This is a genomic window from uncultured Jatrophihabitans sp. (assembly GCF_964244045.1).
Classification (GTDB): Bacteria; Actinomycetota; Actinomycetes; order Mycobacteriales; family Jatrophihabitantaceae; genus Jatrophihabitans.
This window is the reverse complement of sequence record NZ_CAXTHK010000033.1, coordinates 1-15,458: the sequence shown is the minus strand read 5'-3', so window position 1 is coordinate 15,458 and position 15,458 is coordinate 1. Positions and strand designations below refer to the sequence as shown.

The following is a 15,458-nucleotide window of genomic DNA, read 5'->3' as shown; positions in this document are numbered from 1 at the left end:
ATGCGCGCCCTTCCCTCAAACCTACGTAAGCAGCTCGAGACCTCGGTACTTGCCGCGCGCCGGGCCGCCGAGAGCGCATCGAGCGCAGCACTCGCCAGCCTCGGCGTATTCGCCGACAAACGGCCCGAGCACCTCGATGCCGACCAAGCCGTGCAGCGCAATGGGCTTCGGGCGAAATGGCGCCAACTCGACCAGAAGCGCGAGCTGCTGATCGCGGAGTGCGCGTACGAGCAGTGGCACCGCCTGCTGTTCGCCCGCTTTCTCGCAGAGAACGATCTGCTGCTGCACCCCGAGTACAAGGCGCCCGTAACGCTGGCTGACTGCGACGAGCTGGCCGACGAACTCGGTGAGCCCGACGGCTGGTCGGTCGCGGCGCGCTTCGCCGCCCAGATCCTCCCGGGCATCTTCCGGCTCGACGACCCATGTGTCCGCCTGCGTCTCGCCCCGGAAGGACGCCACGCGCTCGAACAGATCCTCGACGGTCTGCCCGGTGAGGTGTTCGCCGCTGACGACGCGCTCGGGTGGGTGTACCAGTTCTGGCAGAAGGACAAGAAGGACGAGGTCAACGCATCGGGGCGCAAGATCGGTGGCGCCGACCTCGGCCCAGTGACGCAGCTATTCACCGAGAACTACATGGTCCGGTTCCTGCTTGAGAACTCTCTTGGAGCATGGTGGGCTGCCCGGCATCCCAAGAGTCCTCTGACGAAGCGCTTCGAATATCTGCGCGTTGACGACGACGGTCGTCCAGCTGCCGGCTCGTTCGACGGCTGGCCCGGACGAGTCGCCGAGGTCACGGTCATGGATCCATGTTGCGGGTCGGGGCACTTCCTCGTCGAAGCGTTCTCGATGCTTTGGCAGATGCGTTCCGAGGAGGAGGGCCTCGGACCCGTCGCTGCCCAGGACGCAGTGCTGCGTGACAACCTGTTTGGTCTCGAGGTCGATCCGCGCTGCGTGCAGATCGCCATGTTCGCCGTGGCACTGCAGACATGGAAAGTCGGCGGCGGCTGGCGGCAGCTGCCGGTTCCCAACATTGCCTGCTCCGGTATCCCGGCGAGGGCGCCGGTCGACGAGTGGAAGGCACTCGCCGATGGCGACCAGCGCATCGAGAACGCGCTGGTCCGGCTGCACATCCTCTTTCGGGATGCTGACGTCCTTGGAAGTCTCATCGCTCCGCGGCGAGTGACCGAGATCAGCGATCCCTCGCAACTTCAACGGTCCTTTGAGGACGCACAGTGGCGTGACGTGTCGCCCATTCTCGGCGAGGCAGCGACGGCTGAGATGATTGATCCTGCGACTACGGTGCTCGGCGCGAACGCCGCAGCCCTTGCTCGTGCCGCTGATCTGCTCTCTCGCCACTTCACGCTAGTCACGACAAATCCGCCGTTTCTTGGCCGCGCACAGCAAGTTCCCACGCTGGCAGGGTTTTTGGAGGAACGGTTCGATGCCGGCAAGGACGATCTTGCATCTGCATTTGTCTTGCGCTTGACCGAACTTGCTGCGACCGCAGGAACAGTTGCCACTGTCATGCCTCAGTACATCCTGTACCTGAGCGCATACGGCAATTTGCGTCGGACGCTCCGTGACCGAAAGATCCGCGTGATCGCTCGACTGGGCGCTGGCGCGTTTAGATCAATCGGCGGCGAGGTCGTACAGGTGGCGCTCTTGATTTCAACCGAGGAACGTCCCGCGGGCGACGTAGGGCTGGCGTGGGTAGAGGCAGGATCCGCCCGTACAGTCTCATCCAAGGAAGTGGCGCTGCGGATGAACGACGTGCAAGTCGTCCCCCTGGGCCTACCATCCAGCAAGGGTCCATTCGCGCCTGGGACAGCTAGTCGGTTGCGCAGCCTTTCTGAATATGCGCGTGCGTGGCAGGGCCTCGTGACAGGAGATGTCAACCGCTATCACGTTAAGTTCTGGGAGATCTCGAGTGCAGGAGACGCATGGCAGCGGATCGTCAGCCCTCCTGACCGCACCGCCCCGTACCGAGGACGGTCAACCCTTCTCCGCTGGGAAGATGGACAGGGTTCGCTTGTTCGGAACTCCAGTGCGCACAACTTCAACCCTAGGGACGTCTTGGGCAGTCGGGGGGTCCTCATTGGTCAGGTCAGTCACCTAGCCGTAACCCTGTACGACGGTGAGCCCTTCGGAGATACGTCCTGCCCGTTGATCCCGTTCTCGCAGGATCATCTGCCGGCAATCTGGGCATATTGCTCATCGCCGCAGTACTCGCAAGATGTTCGCGCGGTCAACCAGTCGATCGTCGTCCGCCCCGGATACCTGACGCAAGTGCCGTTCGACATCGACTATTGGCAGGCGGTGGCTGACGCGGCCGGGCCGCTTCCCGAACCATCATCGGATGATCCGACGCAATGGCTATTTGAGGGGAGGCCCGAGGTATCGACGGCACCGCTGCAGGTTGCCGTGGCTCGGCTTGTCGGCTACCGCTGGCCCGAGCAGGCAGAGCCGGACGACCTAGACGCCCTCTCTGACTTGGACGGAATCGTCTGTTTGCCAGCAGTTGCCGGTGAGCAGCCGGCGGTGGATCGAGCGCAGGAGCTGCTGGCAGCCGCGTTTGGCGAGTCCTGGTCACCTACGAGGGTCCGGCGACTACTTGCGCAGGCAGGGAGCAAGAAGACGGACCTCGCCGACTGGTTGCGGGACGAGTTCTTCAAACACCACTGCGCGCTGTTCGCGAACCGGCCGTTCGTCTGGCATATCTGGGACGGCCAGCGGGACGGATTCTCGGCGTTAGTCAATTACCACCGTCTCGATCGCAAGACGCTAGAGAAGCTCACCTACACCTATCTCGGCCAGGACTGGGTGGAGCGCCAAAGAGCGGCGGTGCGTGAAGAGTTCCCCGGTGCCGAGACGCGCCTGGCGGCGGCATTGGATCTCCAGCGCAAGCTCGAGGCGATCCTGGAAGGCGAGAAACCCTACGACATCTACGTGCGGTGGAAGGAGCTGTACGAGCAGCCGATCAGGTGGGAGCCCGATCTCAATGACGGTGTCCGCCTGAACATCCGGCCCTTCGTAGAGGCCGACGTGCTGAGAGCGAAGGTCAACGTCCACTGGAAGAAGGACCGCGGTACGAATTCGGACGCATCCGAACGCCTCAACGACATTCACTTGTCGCTCGCCGAGAAGCGAGAGGCCCGACGGCGGGCGGGTCGCACGTGAGTGAGACGGTGCTCGATCGCCTCGTGGCCCGCATCGAGGCTGCGCTTGACTTCAACGCCAACGCTCTGGTCAAGCCATGGGCCCTGTTGTGGCCGGACGAGACGGCGCAATGGCGTCTGGTGATCAAACGAGTCGCGGAGCGGCTGCCGGTTGTGACGCTCGGCGAGTATGACGTTGAGCGGCGCCAAGGTCCGGCGTACTGGGTTCGCTGTGTGGTCGCCGGCACAATCGAGATCGGCCTACCCGACGACGCGCCCATCGTCTACTTACCCGGTGTCCCTCGCGCTGAGCTCCGCGCTGTCGAGTCGTGCCCCCCAGAGTTAGCTCCCATCGCCGAGCTGCAGTACCGGAGCAACGAGTTCACCCAGCCCAAGAGCAAGCGTGAGTGGTCGATTCGTGCGTTTCTCGTCAACGCCGACCGCGGCCTGGGGCTCACTGTCGCCGACGGTGCAGACACGGCGGCCGCGATGCTGCTCGCGCTGGATCGGTTCCTCGACGAGCCGTTCGACCGGGTCTTCAAGCAGGTGTTGGATGCGGATTACTTCAACCAACTCGTGAATCCTGATCCGACCAGCATTCTGTTCGGCTGGCTCGACGACCCGGCAGGCTATCGCTCACGGCTCGACGACGCGCAGTGGACCGCCTTCGAAAAGCAGTGCGCGGCTGACTGGGGCTTTCGTCCCTCGAGTGACGGGCCTGTTACTGCCGCACGCAGATTAGGCGAGCGAAGGGGGAAGTGGGCGGACGTCTGGAAGCGGTTCGCGGACATGCCGGAGCGGTATCCCGGCATCGTTGAACGGCTGCGCCAGGCAAAGCCGATGGAGCTGTCGTTCGAGCACAGTGACGCGTGGCCGCAGGACAACGAAGCGGCCGAGGACCATCTCCGCAACCTGCTGCGAGACTTCGAAGCACTCACCGCGGAGGGCGCCCGCAAGGAAGCGGCTCGCCTCGACGCTGAGCACGCTCCGCGCCGGCGAACGGTGTGGGCACACCTCGGCCTGGCGCCGCTGGCCTTCGCGGTCGAGCAGCTGGGCTTGCTGGCGGAGCGCACGGCGAGCGAGCCGTCGGCCGGCGGACTCGACGCCCTCGCGCTCGAGTACACCGAGCACGGCTGGCAGGCAGACGATGCAGCGTTACGTGCACTCGCCGCCGCCTCGAGCGCGGCTGACCGAGCCGCCGTCACGGCGGCCGTGACGTCGATGTACCGGCCCTGGCTCGATGCGGTTGCCAGCCGCTTCCAGGCTGCGATCGGACCGATGGCTCATGCGGGCACCTACCACCCAGGTCCGCCGGCGTCCACGGCGGCGGGTACAGCCACGCTGTTTGTCGACGGCTTGCGGCTCGATGTTGCCCATCGGTTGGCGCACCGCCTTGCGGGCGCTTCCTTGGGTGTCGAACTGGATACGAGCCTGGCGGCGCTCCCAACGGTGACGGAGACCGCGAAGCCAGCCCTGGTGCCTGTGCAGTCTGACGCATTGACTGCCGGCCCTGGTCTCCACCCGGCGAACGCGATCACGGGAACTAAGGCATCGATTCAGGTGCTGCGCTCGCTCATGATCGACAAAGGTGTGCAGGTACTTGGGCCGACCGAGTCTGGCGACCCGTCTGGCGTGGCCTGGACGGAAGCGGGTGAGGTCGACCACCGCGGCCACGACGTCGGCGCACGCCTGGTCGACTACCTCGACGAGGAGGTTGGACGGATCGCAAGCCGCATCCGCGAGCTCCTCGATTCGAGCTGGAAGCGGGTCGATGTAGTTACCGACCACGGTTGGATCCTGCTTCCGGTGGAAATGGAGAAGGTCGACCTGCCGGTGGCGACCACTGAGATCAAGAAAGGTCGGTGCGCACGGATCAAGGACGGTGCAGCGGTGCACGTCCCGACCGTTCCATGGTTCTGGGACCAGGACGTGCGCATTGCTCTCGCCCCGGGCGCCACGTGCTTCGAGGCCGGCACGCAATACGAGCACGGAGGTGCGAGCCCACAGGAGTGCATCGTTCCCCGGCTCAGGGTGACCGCCGGCGCGGCGGGAGCACCCACGACTGCCCCCGAGATCATCAAGATCACCTGGCTCGGGCTGCTGTGCCGCATCGAGCTCAGCGGGCTTGCCCCGGGCCTCATGGTCGACCTGCGGGCGATGCCCGCAGACGCGAAGACGAGCATCGCGGAGAAGGCCAAGGAGACCTCGGGCGCCGAGAAGGTGTCGCTTCTCGTCTCGGACGAGGAGCTCGAAGGGCAGCGGGCCCATCTCGTCCTCGTCGCGTCGGACGGGCAGATTCTCGCCCAGCGCGAGGTCGTCGTGGGGAAGAACCGGTGACCGAGCTCGACGAGCTCGACCAGCTCGCGGCAGATGTGTTCGAGGGGTACCTCGTCCGCAAGGACCTAGCTCAGCAGTTCCGAGGTCAGTACCCGGTGCCGACCTACGTCGGCGAGTTCCTGCTTGGCCGATACTGCGCAACTACCGACCAGGACGAGATCAACGAAGGTCTCGCGGTGGTCGAGCGCTCGATGAAAGAGCGGACCGTTCGGGCCGGCGACGAGGAACTGTTCAAGTCGCGAGCCCGCGAGAAGGGCAAGGTCAAGATTATCGACCTGCTCCGCGCTCGCCTCGACGCGAAGGCCGACGCCTACTCGGCCGAGCTGCCGAGCCTGCAGCTGAGCGACATCCACATCTCAGATCAGCTGGTAAACGAGCACGATCGCATGCTCACCGGCGGCTTCTACGCCGAGGTCACCCTTGAGTACATCCCTGCACTCGCTCGAAGTCCGGGTGGTCAGCCGTTCCGAGTGGAGGCGGTGCGGCCGATTCAGATGTCGACGCGCGATGCCCTCGACACGTTCGTGAAGGGGCGGGCTAGGTTCACGATCGACGAGTGGCGCGATCTCCTTCTCCGCAGTGTTGGGTTCGAACCCGCACACTTCACTCGCCGCGAGCAGGACGTCCTACTCGCCCGCATGATTCCGTTCGTCGTGGCCAACTACAACGCTGTTGAACTCGGTCCGCGGGGCACCGGCAAGTCGCATCTGTTCCAGCAGGTATCGCCTTACGCGCACTTGGTTTCGGGTGGCAAAGCGACCATCGCGAACATGTTTGTCAACAACGCGACCGGACGGCGAGGTCTCGTCGCTCAATACGACGTCATCTGCTTCGACGAGGTGTCGGGCGTCTCCTTCGATACCAAGGAGGGCGTGAACATCCTTAAGGGCTACATGGAGTCGGGCGAGTTCAGCCGCGGCAAGGAGAGCATCCGCGCCGACGGTGGCATCGTGATGGTCGGCAACTTCGACGTCGACGTGGCCGAGGAACTACGCCGTGGTCACCTGTTCGGGCCAATGCCGAAGGAGATGCGCAACGACACCGCATTTCACGACCGCATCCACGCGTACCTACCGGGCTGGGAAGTCCCCAAGCTCGCCCCGTCGTACTTCACCGCCCACTTCGGCTTCGTCAGCGATTTCCTGGCCGAGTGCTGGAGCCAACTACGGCGCACGTCTCGCCTCGAGGTCATGCAGGGGCGCCTTGAGTGGGGGAGCCAGCTCAGCGGGCGCGACCGCAAGGCTGCAAACAACACCGTAAACGGACTGCTCAAGCTCCTGTGGCCGAACGCGGAGATGGAAGTGCCCAACGACGCGCTGGCATGGGCTGCAGAGCTCGCGCTCGAGCTCCGCCGTCGCGTCAAGGAGCAGCAGGCATCGATAGGTGCGGCCGAGTTTGGCAATGTGGACCTTGGCTATCGCATCGGTGATCACCCCGAGAAGGTGGTCTACTGCGACGAGTCGGTCCAGCACCGCCTCCGCATGGAGAGCGAGCACAACGCGTCGGCACTCCGTGGGCAGCGCGATAGCGAGATACTCCCCGAGCCCGACCCCGCCGAGGTGAAGTCGTCGGTCGGGGCGAAGGCTGCTGATTACGTGGTCGGCGACGTCATCGACGCTCGCTTCGAGATCCTCAACGTCCTCGGCCAGGGTGGGTTCTCAAAGGTCTATCGAGTCCGCGATGATGTCGAGGGCGAGGAGCGCGCCCTGAAGCTGTTCGACACCGCTGCCGGATATGATGCCGTTCGGCGAGAGATCGCTGCGCTCCGCAAGATCGACAACCCGAACGTTGTGAAGGTCTACTGGGCGGGGAAGACACAGGCTGGCGACTGGTACTTGATCACCGAGTACATCGACGGCGAACCGCTCGAGGACTACGCCAACGGCAAGCGGCAGCTGCGGGACAGAGAAGCCATCGACGTCGCCCTCGACATTCTCGACGCGCTAGTGGCAATCCACCCGGATGCCGCCAGGATCCAACAGCTCGACGTCAAGCGTCGGGACGGCGACCTCTCTGAGGCCGAGTACGCAGAATGGATGGAGCTCCAGGACAAGGGTCTGGTTCATCGCGACATAAAGCCTCTGAACATCATCCTCACTCGCGCAGGGGCGAAGCTGCTCGACTTCAACATCGCTTCTAGGGTTGGCGATCCGGTGTACACACAGTCCGGAACTCCGCCCTACCAGGCACCCGATGCAGATCTCACCCGCTGGGACGTATCGACCGATCTCTTCGCTGTAGGTGTGGTGCTGTATCAGTTGCTATGCAACGGCGAGCATCCGTATCCACACTCAAAGCCGATGGTTGGGGAAGTGGTAGTGGATCCTCGGTCGGTCCGAGCGGATATCGTCGAGAAGCTGGCGGCATTCCTAGTCCGTGCGTGCGCAGAGGATCGCCGTGATCGGTTCGGAACTGCGGCCGAAATGAGGCGCGAACTCGCGGCCATACGAGCTGGCGGCTAGGGAAACGCCAGCAGTCACAAGTGCCCGATGTCGCGCGCCGCGTTCACCACGTGGCGACCGGAGTATGGCGTCGAGCGCAGCAGGGCGGGTGTGTACGAACTTCGGAGGATCTAATGTTCCAGCTTTCGGTCGGCGCAGCGACGCACGTCGGCTTAGTTCGAACCTCTAACGAGGACAGCGTGTTTGCTCGACCGCCGGTGTTCGTCGTCGCGGACGGCATGGGTGGCCACGCGGCGGGTGAGATAGCCAGTCAGCTCGCTACTTCCAAGATGGCCGAGTTGGCTGAGCAGGTGTCTGTCTGCCCCGATGACGTCCTCGCAGCGATTCGGGATGCACATCGAAGGATCTTGCAGGAGTCTCAGAGCGGCGGCCGGGACGGAATGGCAACGACGTTGTCCGGCGTCTGCGTCGTCCGTGTCGATGGAGTGGACCACTGGATGGTCTTCAACGTCGGTGATTCTCGCGTTTACCACCTTGCCGACGAGATCTTGACCCAGGTGTCGGTCGATCATTCCGAAGTTGCTGAGTTGGTGGCGGTTGGACGACTCACGCCGGAGGAGGCGAGAAACGATCATCGCCGCAACGTGGTCACGCGCTCGCTCGGCACTGGCTCGAACCCTCAGCCTGATGTTTGGCTATTGCCACCTTCGCCCGGCGAGCGGTTCCTAATATGCTCCGATGGCTTGAGCTCGGAACTGGACGACGAGTCAATTTCGAGTGTGCTCAGCGTGTCGGGTCCTGCCGGCGATGCCGCAGAGGGACTTGTAGAGGCGGCCATCCTCGCCGGAGGCCGCGACAACGTTACTGCAGTCGTTGTCGAGCTTGTGGTGTGTTGACGGAGCATCATTCTCATAGTCGCGCCAATAGGCCGACTCCCTTGAGCCGAGCTGTTCGAGCGCGTGAACCGCTGGTTGCGCGGCCTTCACCAACCGGCTTTCGACAGAGCCAAGATCGCAAGTCTATTCGGGCAGGTCAGGCCCAAGCGGCCGCTGGACCCATCTGCTGCTCCGCCGTCGTTAAGGTGTAAGGCTACAGTGCCTGGCCGACAATTGCCCGAGCGTGGAATGGCATGCTCTTCCGGGCACGTATTGTCCTGTAGCGCAATGAGTACCATCCGCTACACGTCAACTCCGCTGTCAATCCGGTTCGATCCACGGCTGCTCGAGCGGCTGCGGCGTCGTGCCCAGTCCAGTCCGGGAGCCACGCCGTCGGGACTGGCGCAGAGGCTGGTCGACGAGGGTCTGCGGATGGCCGATCACACGGGAGTCACCTTCAGGGACGGGCCGAGCGGGCGCCGGGCCGCATTGGCGTTCGGGCCGGACGTGTGGGAAGTGGTCAAGGTGCTGCGCGAGATCGAAGCGCGCGGCGACGCGGCAATTGCTGCCACGACGGAAGTCCTCGCTTTGCCGGAAACGAAGATCCGTGTTGCCATGCACTACTACTCCGCCTACCCGGAAGAGATCGACGCCGAGATCCAGGAAGCCGACCGTCTCTCCAACGACGCGGAGCAGGCCTGGCGAGTCGAGCGCCGGCTCCTTGCGTGGGCGTCGCGCTGTTGCTCGACGAGATGCACGCCCCGGTTATCGCCGCCACCCTGCGCGAGCGTGGCTACGACGTCCTTGCGGTCGCAGACTAGGACGAACTCCGCGGTCTCACCGACGAGCGATTGTTCCGATGGGCGGTAGAGCACGACAGGTGCATCGTCACCGACAATGTGAAGGACTTCGCTCCTCTTGCGCGACAGGTCGACGAATCGCGGCAGCACGGTGCGAATTTGTTGTTCACCAGCAGCCGCCCTTCCCCCGATCGCGCCGCAACCCTGGCTCGATCATCGAGGCGCTCGGCGCCTGGTTCGACGCCGCCGGCTCGAGCGACCCGCCCGCCGAAGACTGGCTACAGCTCGCCGCCACTGAAGCGTGACCGGTGGCAGCCGGCCCACCAGGCCCTAACCCGTGGTCGGCGACGAAACGTATCTCCGTACCTTTAGGTACGGCGGGGTCGTCAAGCATGATCATCGGGTAGCCATCCGGGTAGCCAATGGCAAAATCCGCCGTTGTTCCTGAGCGTTCGGTAAGGTTGGGAGAGAGCTACATCGCCTACGTAGCAGGGGATTCCGGACGACCACGAACCCGTGCAAATATTCGAACGTACGTCTGGCAGGTTGGGCGCGGACGATAGCGAACGAATACGAACGTTGGCGGATCCATTTGAACGTTCGTCGCTTTTCCGGCTGTGTGGTGGTCACCGGGACTCTGTCATCGTCTTCGACGATGGCCCCGATGCCCAGGCGATGCAAGTCTCGGGCCACCGGACCAGGTGTAGCGGCGCGCGGTCGAAGAACTGGTCCTGAGCGGGAGCGATAGGTGGTCTTGAGTGGGAATGGCGGCGGGAGGGGTTCGGCGGTGCGGCACGATGGGGTCGTGTTCTCCCGCGACCTCGATCAGTTGGATGGCGACCTGCGTCGCGCCGCGTCCGGGCCCGACGAGGATTACGCAGTAGTGCTGGAACGGGCCCTCGATGCGTGCGCGGCAGACCAGGTCGTCTCGGAGCAGTTGAATGAGCTCGAGCTGCACAGTGACCTGGCCGACGTTTATGACCGGATGGGCCGCGTCGAGGACGCCCTCCGGCATGCCGACGTGCTCGTCGAGTGTGGCTATGCGTGTTCGCCGGATCCGCGCTGCCGCCGCGCTGAGATCCTCATGCGGCACGGGCGGGCGGGCGAGGCAGCACCGATATGGGACGAGGTGCTGCACGACTGGCCAGATGACGTCTGGGTTTTCAACAACGCCGGCCTGGAGTACGGCGCGATCGGTGAGCACGACGTCGCGTTGCGCTGGTTGACCTCCGGTCTGGAGCTGGCCATACGGACCGGCGACCCCGAGCGTCTCGTCCCGCAACTTCGTTCGCTGCGAGCCGAAAGCCTCGCCGCACTCGGGAAGGAACCGGACGAGCTGCAAACCGTCGAGCCGGTGATGCCCCCGCGGTTGCCGGCGGGGTTCAGCGCGGTGCCACCGCCGATTGCCTCGCAACGTCTGGCGGGACACCGCGCTGGCGATGTGGCGCTGGCCTATGCGTGGTTGCCGGCCGACGAGTTCGCGCTCATCGAACAGCTGTGGCGGGATATCGCTACCGAGGACTCCATGCGCGACGGCGGACGGCTGGTTGGTCATGGCGAGTACTGCCGGCGACTCGAACGCACCCTGCGCGAGGCGGCCGACGCAGGTCTGCGGCGGCTTCGCGTCGCGACCTTGCGCCGCGCGGCGTTCGACCACTGGGTCGCCGAGGAGGGGCGTGGGGGTGAGGACGAGGCTGCGTTGCGTGCCGGCTACGCCGCCGAGCTGAGCCGTTGCGGGGTGGACGTCGCGGCGTGGCCGCCCGGCCGCAACGAACGCTGCTGGTGCGGGTCGGGCGTGAAGTACAAGAAGTGTTGCGCCGCGGCGGTCCGGTCATGAGAACGCTGCGGGTGCAGGCGACACTGCGCGAGGTCAGCCCACTGGTGACGCGCATGGTCGACGTCCCGGACGCAGTTTCGCTCGACGAGCTGCACGATGTGCTGCAAGTCGCGCTGGGCTGGACCGATTCGCATCTGCACTACTTCGACACCGGCTCGGTGCGTTACTCGTCGCCGTTCGAGGACTGGGACGACGACGACGTCGACGAGCGGGGTGTGCGCCTGGCGTTGTTGCCGCCGCGGTTCGTCTACGCCTACGACTTCGGCGACGGCTGGGAGCACGACATCGAGGTCGTCGGCACCGGTGGCGCTGAGCCAGGGTGCGTCGACGGTGAAGGCAACTGCCCGCCGGAGGACTGCGGCGGCCCGCAGGGGTACGCCGAGCTGCTCAAGGTCCTGGCCACTCCGCGGCATCCCGATCATGCGCACATGCGCGAGTGGGTCGGCGATGCCCTGCGTCCGTTCGATCTCGCGGCGACGGATCGCAAGGTGCGCGCGGTTGTGGGGGAGGTGCCCGAGAGCGTCCGGCTGCTGCTCGAGACCGTCGGTGCGGGCGTGAAGCTGACGCCAGGCGGTCGGCTGCCGCGGGTGACACTTCGTGCGATGCAGCAGCACCGACCGTCCTGGTATCCGCTCGACCGTCCGGCGAGCATCGAGGAGGACCTGCTGCCGCTGACCGTCCTGCATGACATCCTTCGGCGCGTCGGGCTGCTCAGACTGGCCAAGGGTGTGCTGCAGCCGACGAAGGCGGCCGGCGACGACGGGCAGGCGGTGCGCCGGCTCCGGTCCTGGTTCGTCACCGGCTCGTTCGATCTGATCGTGGCCGAGCGGGCGGCCGCACTGTTGGTCGCACAGGGGCCGATGAGCGTCGACGATTTAGCGGCCGCGGTACTGCCGTTGCTCGGTCACGCGTGGCGCCGCGGCGACGAGCCGATTACCGCTCGCGACGTGCGCGGCGAGCTGTGGCGCATCGGGCATCAGCTGGAGGCCCTCGACATGGTCGTCGATGCCGGGCGGCTCTGGCAGCCCGGTCCGTCGATCCTGAGCGTGTTGCCGGGCGTCGCGTTGCTCGCCGATCTGGTGTGACGAGCCGAGGTCGTTTCTCGCGTCTCAGTCGCTCGACTGGCCGGCTGCAGCGCCACACCGTCCGCCGTGATGAGGACGAGGTTGCGGTCGCAGAAACGTTGTCGCGCGCGGCGCCAACGGTTTACGACTCGAGCGTGATCGAACCCGTCGGCATCTCGACTACCGCGAACGCGAGAGCACCGTCCCTCAAGGACACGTCGAAAGCCACTCTGTCGTGCTCGGCTCCGGTGCCTGGCAAGTAGCAGCACAGCCATAGTCGGTCGGTGTCCAGCATCTCCGCGCGGAACATCGACACCTGGCGGACGACGACGTCGTCCAGCGAACCGTCGCCGGTCGTCCGCAGCGCCATCCGCTCGTCGTTCACAAGGCCAGACTGTAGGCGGTCTGCTACTTCGAAGCGATCGAGTTGCATCGTCCCGACGACCGGAAGTAGGCGGCGGCAGTCAAGGTTTGACCCGCGGCCGTTGGTAGCACGCGGATAAGAGTGTTGCACGATGATAGATGGCGTGCGACACTTCTATCCGTGTCTCGGCTGACGTCGCTGCCGGCGACGTTCACGACGTCGACGGCCCTAGGACGCGGAGTGCATCCGCGCGAGCTGTATCGCTGGCGCGATGACGGAGACGTGGTCGAGCTGTCGCGAGGCGTCTTCCGCCAGGCCGACGCGCCGCCGGCAAGCTATCCCGACCTGCTGGCGGTCGCGTTACGAAGCCCGATCGCGATCGTGTGCTGTCGTACCGCGGCAGCCGTGTACGACCTAAGCGATGAGATCCCATTGTCGGTGCAGATTGCCGTCCCGACCCGGCAGCGGCCACCGCGCATCACCTACCCGCCCACCGAAGTGTTCCGCTTCGACGTCGTGAACTTCGAGCTCGGGCTCTCGCGGATCGAGGCCGCACCGGATGAATGGGTACGCATCTACGATCCAGCACGGACCGTGATCGACTTAATGCGGCTGCGTGGCCGGTTCGGTGAACCCCTCGCGCACGCAGCGCTGCAGAGGTATTTACGGCGACGAGGTGCCCGCCCACCCGAGCTGCTTTCCATGGCCACTCGCCTCGACGTGCTCGGTCCGGTTCGGCAGGCCCTCGACGTTGCGATGGCGCAATGAGCCGGCCGACCCGAGATTCGGCGGCCGGCCGCGCCTATCTCGACCTTCAGAACCGTGCGCGCGCAGAGAAGCGCGGAACGCAGGAGCTGCTGACCCTGTATGCGGTTGAACGCTGGCTCGCTCGGCTCAGCGCCTCGCCGTACGCGGATCAGTTCATCCTGAAAGGCGGGATGCTGCTTGCCGCTTTCGGCGCCCGCCGGCCGACCGCTGACGCCGACACGCTCGTCAGGAACCTCGCCAACGACGAGGTCACGGTTGTCGCAAGCGTGATCGACATCGCGAACCAGCCGATGGGGCACGACGACGGAATCGTGTTTCTCGTCGACACGGTGAGATCACGGGTGATCCGTGACGAGGAGCTCTACTCGGGGGTGCGCGTCACGATGGACTGCGCTGTCGCGACGGCAAAGATCAAGCTGCGTCTGGACATCAACTTCGGTGACCCGGTAACACCGGCACCCGGACTGGTCGACATCCCGGCACTACGAGACGGCGATCTGGCGATTCGCGTGCTCGGGTATCCCATCGAGACGGTGCTCGCCGAGAAGGTCGCGACCGCGATCGCCCTCGGGGCCGCCAACACTCGCGTACGCGACTTCGCCGACGTATTCACACTCACCGGCCTGCACAGCGTCACGCACGCGGGTGCACGCAAAGCGCTGACCGCAACCGGCGCCTACCGCAACGTCGTCCTCGTCCCACTGTCCGGTGCCATCGGCAACCTGGTCGAACTGCGCGCACGAACGTACGCGGCATATCGCGCCGGGCTCGGACGAGACGGCACGCACCTACCCAGCGACTTCGACGTGGTCGTGCGAGCTGTCGCGTCGTTCGCCGATCGCCTCGTTGAACAGGCTGATGCGCCTCTTCGGTGGAACCCTCGTGCGCGAGAGTGGGAGTGGTGAGTGACACCGCCACGCTCAACGCAAAGCGAGAGCAGTGCTCTTGAAAGCAAGAGCGCTGCTCTCAAGAGCATGATCATCCGGTAGCCATCTTGATAGCCATTCGCCAAATTCGCGCTTGTTCGCCCAAATTCGCGAACTTTTGCTCTGGGCCTGCATCCCTTATACGGCAGGGGATTGCGAACAACGGCGAACATACCTAAATATTCGAACAAATGTCTGGCAGTGTGGGGGTCAGGGGTTCGAGTCCCCTCAGCTCCACCCTGCAAGCCGCATTATATTAGGATTGCATGCGGTTTGAGTGATCAAGGTTCGCTGTGATGTCATTCAAATGTCAGACAGTCCGACGACCGCAAGAGCACATATCGCCCGCATCATGCGCAACATGAACTGGCCCCACGGAATCGAAGTGGGTGATTCAGTTCAACTAACGCTTCGGCTGATGATCGGGCCTGGATCTCCTGCGGCGTCAGGTGATCAGGATGGCGAGATCGAGCTCGACGTCTCGGCCGTCGATGGTAACCACGACGCGGGGTCGGTCCCCGGCAGCTTGTAGGTAACCGGTCAGGGTGGACAGCAGCATGTCGTGCTGGCGCTCGAGGCGCACACGACGCTCTGCGGGACGCCATCCGTTCGGCGAGCGCGACCTGGGTCAGATCCGCGGCGTGACGGATCGCGGCCAGGTTCTCCGCGTGGGGCGCGGTCGGTGCCGGCCATCTCCGTACGGACCTGTACGACCCGTTCCGGTACGCCGGGGATCGCGCGGGCGCGCTTCTGCGCGGCCGTTACGGGTCGGACGAAGCTCGTCTTCTCACTCATCGGTACGTCCTCCGTTGCTCGGCGGCGGAGGCCCCGACCCTAATCCGGTGATCAACATGCGTGACGATCTACACCCTGGATGGTCGTGCCCCGGGGAGTGGTGTAAATCGTTCGCGTACAGCTCTGCGTTGCTGC

The 15,458-nt window shown here is 64.8% G+C and carries 12 protein-coding genes; 10 read left to right on the top strand and 2 right to left on the bottom strand.

Translation table 11 applies throughout. The features are described from left to right. The 8 genes from ACFFC4_RS18740 to ACFFC4_RS18705 all read left to right on the top strand — a co-directional run bounded on the left by ACFFC4_RS18740 (position 1) and on the right by ACFFC4_RS18705 (position 12,491). The gene (locus tag ACFFC4_RS18740) at positions 1-3,177 is read left to right on the top strand and encodes a DNA methyltransferase (protein ID WP_375503681.1); all 3,177 of its coding nucleotides are present in this window, start codon (positions 1-3) and stop codon (positions 3,175-3,177) included. Then, the gene (pglZ, locus tag ACFFC4_RS18735; RefSeq protein ID WP_375503679.1) at positions 3,174-5,492 is read left to right on the top strand and encodes a BREX-1 system phosphatase PglZ type B; all 2,319 of its coding nucleotides are present in this window, start codon (positions 3,174-3,176) and stop codon (positions 5,490-5,492) included. Before ACFFC4_RS18740 ends, pglZ begins: the two co-directional genes overlap by 4 nt. Continuing rightward, positions 5,489-7,954: a BREX system Lon protease-like protein BrxL gene (gene brxL / locus ACFFC4_RS18730; protein ID WP_375503677.1), complete on the top strand. Its 2,466-nt coding sequence runs from the start codon at positions 5,489-5,491 to the stop codon at positions 7,952-7,954. Before pglZ ends, brxL begins: the two co-directional genes overlap by 4 nt. A gap of 113 nt (positions 7,955-8,067) precedes the next feature. Further along, complete coding sequence (locus tag ACFFC4_RS18725) at positions 8,068-8,790, top strand: PP2C family protein-serine/threonine phosphatase (RefSeq protein WP_375503675.1); 723 nt, start codon at positions 8,068-8,070, stop codon at positions 8,788-8,790. 411 nt (positions 8,791-9,201) lie between these two features. After that, positions 9,202-9,639: a hypothetical protein gene (locus ACFFC4_RS18720; protein ID WP_375503673.1), complete on the top strand. Its 438-nt coding sequence runs from the start codon at positions 9,202-9,204 to the stop codon at positions 9,637-9,639. Continuing rightward, positions 9,621-9,941 carry a hypothetical protein gene (locus ACFFC4_RS18715; protein ID WP_375503671.1) on the top strand — a complete coding sequence of 107 codons (321 nt, stop codon included), beginning with the start codon at positions 9,621-9,623 and terminating at the stop codon, positions 9,939-9,941. The genes ACFFC4_RS18720 and ACFFC4_RS18715 overlap by 19 nt, the downstream gene beginning before the upstream one ends. Positions 9,942-10,374: 433 nt before the next feature. Continuing rightward, a complete protein-coding gene (locus ACFFC4_RS18710) occupies positions 10,375-11,406 on the top strand; it encodes an SEC-C metal-binding domain-containing protein (protein ID WP_375503669.1) in 1,032 nt (343 codons plus the stop codon). Continuing rightward, positions 11,403-12,491: a plasmid pRiA4b ORF-3 family protein gene (locus ACFFC4_RS18705; protein WP_375503667.1), complete on the top strand. Its 1,089-nt coding sequence runs from the start codon at positions 11,403-11,405 to the stop codon at positions 12,489-12,491. Before ACFFC4_RS18710 ends, ACFFC4_RS18705 begins: the two co-directional genes overlap by 4 nt. 121 nt (positions 12,492-12,612) lie before the next feature. Here ACFFC4_RS18705 and ACFFC4_RS18700 read toward each other — a convergent pair whose 3' ends face one another. Beyond that, on the bottom strand, positions 12,613-12,855 hold the full coding sequence (locus tag ACFFC4_RS18700; protein WP_375503665.1) for a hypothetical protein: 243 nt from the start codon (positions 12,853-12,855) through the stop codon (positions 12,613-12,615). A gap of 159 nt (positions 12,856-13,014) precedes the next feature. On the opposite strand from ACFFC4_RS18700, the gene ACFFC4_RS18695 reads away from it, so the two are divergent. Together ACFFC4_RS18695 and ACFFC4_RS18690 are read left to right on the top strand one after the other, a co-directional pair. Further along, entirely contained in the window at positions 13,015-13,602 is a 588-nt protein-coding gene (locus tag ACFFC4_RS18695; protein WP_375503663.1) for a type IV toxin-antitoxin system AbiEi family antitoxin domain-containing protein, read from the top strand. Further along, a complete protein-coding gene (locus ACFFC4_RS18690; RefSeq protein ID WP_375503661.1) occupies positions 13,599-14,507 on the top strand; it encodes a nucleotidyl transferase AbiEii/AbiGii toxin family protein in 909 nt (302 codons plus the stop codon). The genes ACFFC4_RS18695 and ACFFC4_RS18690 overlap by 4 nt, the downstream gene beginning before the upstream one ends. A 466-nt stretch (positions 14,508-14,973) precedes the next feature. Here the strand turns inward: ACFFC4_RS18690 and ACFFC4_RS18685 are convergent, their stop codons facing one another. Further along, complete coding sequence (locus tag ACFFC4_RS18685; protein ID WP_375503659.1) at positions 14,974-15,111, bottom strand: hypothetical protein; 138 nt, start codon at positions 15,109-15,111, stop codon at positions 14,974-14,976. Positions 15,112-15,458 lie beyond the last annotated feature (347 nt).